This window comes from Bacteroides sp. LFL-34 (assembly GCF_027257075.1).
Classification (GTDB): Bacteria; Bacteroidota; Bacteroidia; order Bacteroidales; family Bacteroidaceae; genus Bacteroides; species Bacteroides ovatus.
Map to the genome: position 1 here is coordinate 25,890 of NZ_JAPQKZ010000056.1, position 9,254 is coordinate 35,143.

Annotated in this window: 10 protein-coding genes and 1 pseudogene; 1 reads left to right on the top strand and 10 read right to left on the bottom strand. The window is 50.8% G+C overall.

All coding sequences use genetic code 11. The features are described 5' to 3' along the window. Positions 1-20: 20 nt before the first annotated feature. From N5O98_RS23600 to N5O98_RS23645, 10 genes and pseudogenes are all read right to left on the bottom strand, one after another. Positions 21-401, bottom strand: a complete 381-nt coding sequence (locus N5O98_RS23600) for a DUF3876 domain-containing protein (protein ID WP_004291516.1) — start codon at positions 399-401, stop codon at positions 21-23. A gap of 40 nt (positions 402-441) precedes the next feature. Further along, positions 442-558, bottom strand: a pseudogene (locus N5O98_RS27630) (TraG family conjugative transposon ATPase); the annotation flags it as partial. A 103-nt stretch (positions 559-661) separates the two neighbouring features. Further along, on the bottom strand, positions 662-2,485 hold the full coding sequence (locus N5O98_RS23610; protein ID WP_074857171.1) for a reverse transcriptase domain-containing protein: 1,824 nt from the start codon (positions 2,483-2,485) through the stop codon (positions 662-664). 569 nt (positions 2,486-3,054) lie between these two features. Then, the gene (locus N5O98_RS23615; protein WP_004324014.1) at positions 3,055-5,454 is read right to left on the bottom strand and encodes a TraG family conjugative transposon ATPase; all 2,400 of its coding nucleotides are present in this window, start codon (positions 5,452-5,454) and stop codon (positions 3,055-3,057) included. Next, complete coding sequence (locus tag N5O98_RS23620) at positions 5,451-5,783, bottom strand: DUF4133 domain-containing protein (RefSeq protein WP_004291514.1); 333 nt, start codon at positions 5,781-5,783, stop codon at positions 5,451-5,453. Before N5O98_RS23620 ends, N5O98_RS23615 begins: the two co-directional genes overlap by 4 nt. Before the next feature lie 10 nt (positions 5,784-5,793). After that, positions 5,794-6,111: a DUF4134 domain-containing protein gene (locus N5O98_RS23625; protein WP_002560983.1), complete on the bottom strand. Its 318-nt coding sequence runs from the start codon at positions 6,109-6,111 to the stop codon at positions 5,794-5,796. Positions 6,112-6,312: 201 nt separating this feature from the next. Then, the gene (locus N5O98_RS23630) at positions 6,313-7,041 is read right to left on the bottom strand and encodes a hypothetical protein (RefSeq protein WP_004304280.1); all 729 of its coding nucleotides are present in this window, start codon (positions 7,039-7,041) and stop codon (positions 6,313-6,315) included. A gap of 16 nt (positions 7,042-7,057) precedes the next feature. Beyond that, positions 7,058-7,411 (bottom strand): DUF3408 domain-containing protein, encoded by a 354-nt coding sequence (locus N5O98_RS23635; protein WP_004291505.1) that lies wholly within the window; start codon positions 7,409-7,411, stop codon positions 7,058-7,060. Between the two features lie 2 nt (positions 7,412-7,413). After that, positions 7,414-7,854 (bottom strand): DUF3408 domain-containing protein, encoded by a 441-nt coding sequence (locus tag N5O98_RS23640; protein WP_004291503.1) that lies wholly within the window; start codon positions 7,852-7,854, stop codon positions 7,414-7,416. A gap of 2 nt (positions 7,855-7,856) precedes the next feature. Beyond that, positions 7,857-8,783, bottom strand: coding sequence for a ParA family protein (locus tag N5O98_RS23645; RefSeq protein WP_005783105.1), 927 nt, complete (start codon positions 8,781-8,783; stop codon positions 7,857-7,859). Here N5O98_RS23645 and N5O98_RS23650 point away from each other — a divergent pair. Continuing rightward, positions 8,782-8,946 (top strand): hypothetical protein, encoded by a 165-nt coding sequence (locus tag N5O98_RS23650; RefSeq protein WP_196029218.1) that lies wholly within the window; start codon positions 8,782-8,784, stop codon positions 8,944-8,946. The genes N5O98_RS23645 and N5O98_RS23650 overlap by 2 nt on opposite strands. Positions 8,947-9,254: the final 308 nt, after the last annotated feature.

The window sequence follows — 9,254 nt, forward strand, 5'->3', positions numbered from 1 at the left end:
ACTTTGGATTTTAGTGGTTGTTATTCTTCGGTCGGATGTCCCGGCTGCGGCTTCACCCGCACATAGTCCCCGTTTGGCGAGAAAGTCAGCACATCCGTGGCCTCGTTGTAGGACACGTCGATGCGGAAGCCGGTGTTCATGAACAGGTTGCCGTTCTCCTCCTGCAAGAGATAGGTTTCCGGCTTGAGCTTGCGGCGCAGACCGCTACGACGGAACACCGTCACTTTGTAGGCTTCGCCCTCCTTGTAGATAAGCACGTCAGGTTTTCCCTCCACGCTCTCCCAGTTCCCGCACAGCATGTCGCGGCGGTTGTCGGCCACGTCGCAGGATTGCAGCATCATGACCGCCAATCCGATAAGGCACTTGCTGACTTGCAGCATTTTCACTTTTGGTAAATTCATACGCGTTTTTCTTTTTTGGTTGATACATTCTGTTTTTTAGTTATTCCTTGTTTCTCCGCCTTTCGGCAAGCTGCCGGATGGCGGCTTCGATGTCGTCGCCCAGCTTCTCCGCCAGACGGTAAACCTCCACTTTTTCCGTTTCCTCGGTGGTGTACGCGTAGGCTAAGCACCCAGCGCCTTGTCATATTTCTATGATAGGTTTCCGAGTACTCGCCTCCGAACCGGACTTACAAGTCTCCCTGTATCCGGCTCTCCACTAATTAATTCAGTCTGATTCTTCGGTCGGGGTCTATCTTTGCATGACACTTCGAGCAGACAGCTAAAGTTTTTCGTCTCCGGGCTATCATTCTCTTTTCCCAGTCGGATTTACCTTTCAGGTCTTTAAGTTTGCGAACGTGATGCATTTCGAGTTTATCGGTAGCACCGCATAATTCGCAGACTTGGAGTTTCAGCCTTTCCATAAGGCTGTTACGTCCACCTGTTATGGAAACTGTCCGTGGAATAGTGTCACAGTGAATATTACCTGCAACCTTTTTGCGTTTGAAACCATCATGATAAAATGATTGGTAAAGTGTCTTGCCCTTGCTATTTTCATATGCCACTTGGAAAACCTTATTCTTTTTATATTTCAGAAGTATTTTCTTTACAGACGATTTGTATTTGCTCGCAAATACCTTATACATACTGTATGACATAATGTGATAGAAAGAATTGATGACATAGCTATTATTGGCTATTGAGTAGTAATTATAGAACCCTCGGATTTCGGCATTGAACTGACTGACTATTTCCAAGTCATCCAAGTTCAGCATGTATGTTCTGACGATAGATTTCCAAACCTCTTTACCATTGACAACCGCTATTCTTGCGACTTTATAATCAAAGAGTTTCTTCCGCATCGTTTCAAAATTCAGGTACAAGACAGGCTTGTGTCCGAATGCCCTAACAGTTCTACCGAACTTATCCTTACGTAAATCATTACACCTGCGGATAAATACATCATATCCGAGAAATTTTGCAGGTTTTTGCGCATTGGTTATCAGTGTCTTTTCGTCTGACAGTTCCAGTTTAAGAGCTTCATTCAAATAATTCTTAATATCCTCTTTTACTGTTTTACAGTCTTCAAGACTACCGGTAATTCCAATCAGAAAATCATCTGCGTATCTCACATATTTTAACCGTTTGATACTGCTATCCATTTCATTACGTGCCGGATAGTTGTTCCGTTCTTCTCGTAGCCGCTTAATTTCAGCGGTCATCTGTTCCCTTACCTTTACATCTTTCTCATTCTTTAGTTTCTTTGCCAGTCGGTATCTTCGCTGTTCGTAGAGCTTGTATCGAGCATCGCCTTTTCTTGTCCCCCCTTTATTAAACCGATTGATGTATTCCTTGATATACTTGTCGAACTTGTCAAGGTAGATGTTAGCCAGTATTGGGCTGATAATCCCGCCTTGCGGAGTTCCACTGTACGTTCTATGAAATACCCAGTCTTCCACATATCCGGCATTCAGGAATTTTCTGATAAGCCGCAAAAATCTTTCGTCAGCGATACGTTCCCGAAGAATATTAATCAATACGTCATGATTGATATTGTCGAAGAATCCTTTAATATCGCCTTCAATGAACCATTTCACGGCAGTGAATGTCCTTTGTATGTCTATAAGAGCAGTATGACAACTTCGTTTGGGACGGAACCCATGTGAGGTATGTTCAAAACTACCTTCATAGATTGCTTCAAGTATCATTCTAACTACTTCCTGTACCATCTTATCGTCAAAAGAGGGTATGCCAAGCGGACGTTTTTTCCCGTTTTTCTTAGGTATGTACGTCCTTTTGGACGGGTTAGGTTGATAAGTCTCATTTTTAAGACTGCCAATCAGTTGTTCAACTCGGTCAATGCTCATTCCGTCAATGGTTTTACCATCGACTCCTGCCGTCATGTTGCCTGTCTTGCTGTAAATATTCTGATAGGCTACATAAAACATTTCTTCGTTAAACAGCACTCTATACAGCCGCTCAAACTTATAGTTCAAGTTACCGCTGTGTTTACTCAGACTGTTCAACACATTTTCTGGATTTCTCATGTCTCTCACATCTTCCTTTAAATTGTTAAACTTAATTAGCTGCTTCCCTTCGCCATGTACAGGGCGTTACCCTGCTCAGACTACTATGGAAGCTCCGTTGCCATGCCGGATATTCAGGGGCAGTCCCCATAGCCCTACAACTGGCTTTCCGGTTTAGGCAATCCCCGTTTAGAAATTTGACGACTATTTGGCTTGATAGATTGTCGGATACGACTTTCGTCCTTTACTACTTATGGTAGTTGCCTTGCGGTAAGTTTATGCTACTCCTGCTATCACTCATCAGTGTAGTACCGCAACATGACGGCATAATTCCGAAGAATTATTCAACTGTCTTCCGTCATTGCCCAAGGATACGACTGCTCAAACTATCGTTCAACCAATACAGGCTTTATCCTCATATCTATCATTTTAACTTGCCATTCGGTCGCAGCCTGACAGTTGGCTGACTTATGGCTTTACCAGCGTGCTATGTTCCCTTGTGGGGTTTTCCCCTCCGGTTAGCGGTTGTTAATGGGCATTTTAAACACTTGCCCAGTCGCTTGCCAAAGCGACATTCGTCAAATTCCCTTTTACGGGCGCACCAGATACTCTTCCGCGCTGACCTCCGTGGCATAGACCGCCGACTGCGTGCCGCCCAAGCCTATCCACACCTCCTTGTAGAGCCGTGAAGGGTTGTTCGCCATGTTGATGGAGAGTATCTGCGACTTCTCCTTTTCCGTCAGTCCGAGCAACGCCTGTATCTGGTCGAACTTGTTCATATATTTCCTTTGGTCAAGCAGGATTTTACAATCCGAGTTGTTGATAATGCTCTCTTTGACCACCGGAGAACTGATAATGTCGTCCACCTCCTGCGTCACCACGATTGCCTCGCCGTAATATTTTCTGACCGTCTTATACATATAGCGCAGATATTCAGCCATGTTCGCCGATGAGAGGGCCTTCCAAGCCTCTTCCACGATAAGCTGTTTCCGCACGCCTTTCAGCCGCCGCATCTTGTTGATGAAGGCTTCCATGATGATGATGGTCACGACGGGGAACAGTTCGCGGTTTTCTTTAATCGAATCTATCTCGAAGACGATGAACCGCTTGCCGAGCAGGTCGATGTTCTCCGTGGAGTTGAGCAGGAAATCGTAACGCCCGCCCCGGTAATACTGCCGCATGGTGGTGAGCATGTTGTCGATGTTGAAGTCGGACTTCTCCACCTTGATGTCACGCTGTGCCAGTTCCTTGCGGTAGTCGTCACGCATATACTCGTAGAAGGTGTTGAACGACGGCACGATGCTACGGTCGGATTGGATGCGCTCAATATAGGCACTCACGGCACTGCCCAGCTCGCCGCTCTCCGTCTTTGTCACCTTGTCGTCCTCCGACTTCCAGAGCGTCAGCAACAGGGTCTTGATGCTGTCCTTCTTCTCCACGTCGAAGATGTAATCGTCGGTGTAGAACGGGTTGAAGCTGATGGGCTTATCTTCCGTGTAGGTGAAATACACACCGTCCGCTCCGCCTGTCTTGCGTCGGATCATGCCGCACAAGCCCTGATAGGAGTTTCCCGTGTCCACCAATACCACATGTGCGCCTTGCTCATAATATTGGCGCACGAGGTGGTTCATGAAGAAAGACTTGCCGCTGCCCGAAGGACCCAGCACGAACTTGTTGCGGTTGGTCGTGATACCTCGCTTCATGGGCAGGTCGGAGATGTCAAGGTGCAGCGGTTTTCCCGTGAGCCTGTCCACCATCTTGATGCCGAAGGGCGAGAGCGAGCTGCGGTAGTTGGTTTCCTCTGTGAACAGGCACACCGCCTGTTCGATGAAGGTGTGGAAACTCTCTTCCGCCGGGAAGTCCGCCGCATTGCCGGGTATCGCCGCCCAGTAGAGTGTCGGGCAGTCGATGGTGTTGTGGCGCGGCACGCATTCCATGCTTGCCAACTGGCTGCCCACGTCGTTCTTGATATGCTTCAGTTCCTCCGCATCGTCGCTCCACGCCATGACGTTGAAGTGTGCCCGTACCGAGGTCAGTCCGTAGGAATGGGCTTCGTTCAGGTATTGGTCTATCCACTCGCGGTTGATGCTGTTGCTCCTTGAATAGCGAGATAGCGACTGCATGTTACGGGCGGACTTCTCGAACTTCTGCAAGGTTTCCTCACTGTTGTCTATCAGCACATACTGGTTGTAGATATGGTTGCAGGAGAGCAGAAGCCCCACCGGGGAGGCGAATGACAGTCGGCAGTCACTCCGGTCGGTGGAGAGCTTCTCGTAACGGGTGTCGGTAGCCACCTTGCCCGGCAGGTCTTCCGCGTCGGAGAGGGTGTGCAGACACAGGCGGTTGTCGCCGATGCGCATCTCCCTTGCCGAAAGCTCGATGTCCTGCAAGGTGGTGTCACCTTCCGGCATGAGCGAGAAGTAGCGTTCAATAAGTCCCGTCTTTCCCTCAGTACCCACAATCTCATCGGTGGAGAGGCGGCGCAGCCTGACAAGCCCGCTGTCGTTCATGATGCGCTCGAACTGTTCGCAGGCTTCCAAGAACTTGGTCGTGGTTTCCCTGTCCAGCTCCTTCGGGATGATATGTCCCCGGCACAGCGTGCTGAAATTGCTCTGCATCCGGTTACGCTCCTTTGTTGTCTTGGTCAGGTAGAGGTAGCAGGTGTGTTTCAGGTACGGACGCTCGTTGAAGTGACGCTCGAAAGAGCGGCTTAAAAAGCTCATGTCGTCCTTCTGAAGCTCCGGTTTGTAGCGTTCCTTGATGAACCAGTCCTGTTTGTGGACGACGGAGTAGTCCGGCAGCACCTTGATAGCCTTGCACCAGCAACTGTGTATCGCCTCGTACTCCGCACCCGTCACGGTGTAAAGTTCCGGTAGTTCCACCTCGAAAGCCACCGTGATGTCGGCGTCCTTTGAGATGATGCAGCCATGCTCCACCGCTAAAAGTGGGAACCTGTTTTCCAGTGTTGTCATTTTCGATGTATTCCTCATTGTCTTTCTTCCTTTCGTTGTCGTTTGAACAGACGGGTTATCCGCCGCCGGTTGATAAGGTATCGGGGATGGCTCCGTGCCGCTCCTAATTTCATCAGCCCGTGTTCACCGTACCGGGCGTTCAGCGCGAAGGTCTGCCATACAAGGAGGGAGGACGATGCCGCGCCGAAGCCGATACATATCCACTGGTCGATACCGACCATGTAGAGGATGACGAACAGGACGAAGAGAGCCAGCAGACCTCCGCAGAAGATGAAGAGGTACTGTGCCTTCAAGCCCTTGAACTCTACCGGACGGCCGATACCCTTGTTGATTGGGTATTCAGCCATACATTATTTATTAAAGGAAGAATGAGCGCAGGATGGTGGCGGCAACAATCAGGAAGATGCACGCGCCGAACCACGAGGCGGCTGTCTTGCTGGTGTCGGGGTCGCCCGATGAAAACTTGCCGTACACTTTTACGCCCCCGATAAGCCCGACGACTGCACCGATGGCGTATATCAGTTTAGTTCCGGGGTCGAAATAAGAACTCACCATAGAGGTGGCTTCGTTGATGCCCGCGATGCCGTTTCCCTGCGCGAAAGCGGAGGCGGTTGCGGCGATGACAAGTGCCGCGGAGAGGATTGCTTTTCTGTTTTTCAAGATGTTCTTGTTCATAAACTGTTCTTGTTTTTTGCCGTCAAAAGGGTGGATGGTCCTTTGTCGGGCGGTTGATACTTTGTTTCTTTACTTTGGTTTTAGTGGATGCCCGTTTGTTTCCACGGACGTGGGCGTGTCCGTTGCGGATGGGGATGCGCCTTGCGTTTCCTCGCCGCGTGGGTTGATGTCATTCTTTCATGTTCATTTCTTTTATTGTTGTCATACATAGTTGCGAATGTCGAACTCCTCGATGTTGTCCGGCACGACGAACTCCTTTTCAGATTTCTTCAGCCGAATCTCGATAAGCCCCTTGATGCGGATGCCTATCTCCGAAGAGCCTTCCATCATTTTCTCGTACAACTCCGTGCCCTCCATGTCGGTGAACACCTTAGCCGCCTTTTCACGTTCCGCCTGTGTCGCGTCCGGGTTTTTGGCGGTCTTGCAGGCGTCGTCAATCTCGTCAAAGCTGCTGCCCGAAGCCCGTGGCGTGTCCGAGGCGTCCTCTTCCGGTTCGTCGTCCCCGTATCCCAGTTCCTCCGGCGGTATGCTCGTGAAGGTCTCATCGAGTTTTTCCTCCGGGACTTGTGCCGGGCGGGATGCGTTTCCCGTTTTTCCGTCGTCAAAAGTAGCCTCTTCCTCCGACAGCTCAATGCCTTTTTCAATAGTGGCGGCTTCTTGCGTCGGTATGGCAGCGGTTGTCCGGGTGGATGCCATCCTGAAACGGCTCTTGCCGATGATGTCCGCCTTTTCCGCAGGGACTTCCTCGTGTGCCGCTATGCGTTTAGCCTCATTCCCGTCCAGTGACCGCCATAATCCGACAATGCCCTTGAAGAAGCGGACAATCCGCGTGTCCATGATGCGCTCGTAAAGGAGCAGGAACAGGAACCAGAGGTTGCAGCCGACCGATACCGCCAGCAGAATGTCTGTCATGCTGATTGTGTAATTCATATCCTTCCGTTTTTGGTTAGAATACTGAATTGTAATTTCGGGCATAAAGGCTCTTTATCGCATCTTCGCACTGGTTGAAGTGGTGCGTCAGCACATGGTCGATGTAAGCGGACAGCGTAAGCCGGTCATGCCCGATTACACGGGTGATACGCATGATACGCTCGTGGTACTCCGGGCGCACATACGCCATCTTCCCCTCACGTGCCTTTACTTCCGGGTCGCGGATGAACAGGCGTTCATAGTCCTTCTCACTGCATTTGCCGCTTACCGGGACAGGCGACAGTATTTCCACACTCGCCTGCACTTGGGTAAACATACCTCCGCAGTCTTGCTGTGGTCTTTTTTCATTCGGTGTCATTTCTTTTTCCATTTTCAAATCAGATCTTCACGTTGTTTCTTGTACAGTTCGTTGATTCTCTCCTTGTGCTGTTCCAGATGCTGGCGCAGCACGGTATCCACATATCCGCCTACTGAGATTTCCCCTCCGGCGATGTCGTTCACGATTCTGAGGATCTTGCCGTGGACGTCACGGCTGATATAGACACATTGGCGGGTCTTTATCTCGTTGCGGCGCAGGAATAGCTCGTTGTAGTCCTCGTCCTGCCTTTTCCGGCGTCCACTTTCCCTCTGCGCTTTTTCCCGTGTTACGGGTTGCACAGGAGATGGTTCCGGTGCGGCGGTGTCCTCTTCGGTCGGTGCAGCTGCGGGTACTTCCTGTGCGGGGCGCAGTGTCCCGTCCTGTGTGCGCCGCCCGATGGAGGCTAACAGCAGTTCCTCGTCGATGCCTTCCGTGTTCACTTTCCTGCTGCCCATGCTCACTGCGGTCTGATGATGTCGCTTATCTCTTCGGAAAACTCCCGGATGCCACTCCCTTTCAGCAGTGCCGTGTCCATCGGGAAGATGGTGGAGCGGAAAACGCTCTTGCGCTCTTCCGAAAGGTCACGGCGGAACTTCTTGCTGTCGGGCAAGCGGGTGGAAAGTACCGGAAAGCCCATTTCGGCTATCACTTCCTCGTAGATGCCGTACAAGTCGTTCCTCTCCCTGCCGTCCACCATCGTCCAGAACAGATGCAGCCCCTTTGTTTTCGCCTGTCCGGTAGTCATCAGCCTGTCGCGGAACATCGTGACGAATTTCAGGGTACTCTCCACGACAAAGCGGTCGGCACTCAGCGGAGTGAAAATGTAGTCCATCTGCGAGAGCGTCTTTATCACGCCGTTGCTTCGGAGTGTGCCGGGCATGTCGAAGAACACCACGTCGGGTTTCACGTCCTCAGTGGCAATCATCCTCTCGGCATCGTCGAGGGCGTTCACCGCATTGCTTTTGACGATGGTGTAGGCGTTCTTTTTGATCCGGCGGAAATGGTCGCAAGCGAGAGCCTTGAAGTAGGTGCTGCTGTCGATAAGCCCCATTTCGTGTTCGCGCAGCCCGTGGATGCTGTGCTGCGGGTCGTCGCAGTCCACGACGGCGACATTGTAGCCTTTCACGTTGTGCAGGTAGCTGGCGGCAAGTGCCGTGACAGTGGATTTGCCGATGCCACCTTTCTGTGTTGCGAATGCAACGAAGATTTCCTTACTCATAGTTCCATTTATTTTAATTGTTGATGATTTGTTTTTCTGTTTCCATACGGATTTGGCTGTCGCACCATCCGCTTCCGTGACTACACACGCAGGCGGGTCGTCGCGTATCCGGTTCTGTGGTGAAGCGGTGCGTCGGACAAATGGTGATTGACGACATTGCGTCATGAAGTCATTGAATCCATACGTCACCGAATTGTCGGAGAACCGGGTTTCCGACGGTTCGGGTATCCGTTTCGGCAAGTATCCGAAGAAGCGGATTTCCGGGTATTTGAATGTTCCGTTTATCATATCTTCAAATCGTTCGTTTCTTGAATCATGCTGCAAATAAACAAGTATATTTTGGAACCTGTATCACTTCTCCGGCAAGTGGCGGCACGTTGCGCCGGTTGGCAGTCATTGACCGGGTCAAGCATCTGTCCGATACCGCTTTAAGGGCGTAACTTTGCACCCGGACAGCAGGGTTCGCCGATGACGCGCGGCCCGGAGTCCTGAAAGGTATTTTCCCAATCCGTCCCCTGACGGATTTTTATGTTCACCTGAACATAGCAAGATGTCTTTTCAGCCGCTCAAAATATTTTGAGCAGCCACGAAAAGCACTTGCCCTTGCAGGGGGCGGGCTTTCCCTCCGAAGTCGGG